This window comes from Vibrio sp. 704 (assembly GCF_033339295.1).
The window spans coordinates 1-857 of record NZ_JAWOUH010000237.1; the positions used below are offsets into that span (position 1 = coordinate 1).

An 857-nucleotide genomic window follows, 5' to 3' on the forward strand; every position below is an offset into this window, starting at 1 on the left:
CCTACCCGAGAACAATACGAGCAATTCAAAACGACCGTTACTCGTCACACAATGGTACACGAGCAAATCGCAAGCTTCTTCCATGGCTTCCGTCGTGATGCTCACCCAATGGCAGTAATGTGTGGTGTGGTTGGTGCTCTTGCTGCCTTCTACCACGATTCACTTGATATCAATAACGACGAGCACCGTGAAATTGCGGCTTATCGTCTGCTATCTAAAATGCCAACTCTGGCTGCAATGTGTTTCAAATATTCTGTTGGTCAGCCATTTATTTACCCACGCAATGATTTGAGCTACGCGGAAAACTTCCTACACATGATGTTTGCTAACCCATGTGAAGAGTATGAAGTGAACCCTGTTGTTGCTCGTGCGATGGATAAAATCTTCACACTTCACGCAGATCACGAGCAAAACGCGTCGACATCAACAGTCCGTTTAGCAGGTTCTTCTGGTGCAAACCCATTCGCATGTATTGCCGCTGGTATCGCATCACTTTGGGGTCCAGCTCACGGTGGCGCAAACGAAGCATGTCTGAAGATGCTAGAAGAAATCGGCAGCGTGGATAACATTCCAGAATACGTGGAACGTGCGAAAGACAAAGATGACCCATTCCGTTTGATGGGCTTCGGTCACCGTGTTTACAAGAACTACGATCCACGTGCGACCGTAATGCGCGAAACATGTCACGAAGTTCTAAAAGAGCTGAACATTAAAGATCCTCTGCTGGACGTAGCAATGGAACTTGAGCGTATCGCTCTTTCTGACGAATACTTTGTTTCTAAGAAACTGTACCCGAACGTAGATTTCTATTCAGGTATCATTCTGAAAGCGATCGGTATTCCTGTATCAATGTTTAC

At 46.1% G+C, this 857-nt stretch carries 1 protein-coding gene; it reads left to right on the forward strand.

Annotated features, from left to right (window positions below; all coding sequences use genetic code 11):
* A partial coding sequence (locus tag R7R24_RS25675) for a citrate synthase (protein ID WP_318119940.1) occupies positions 1-857 on the forward strand: 857 nt, incomplete at both ends.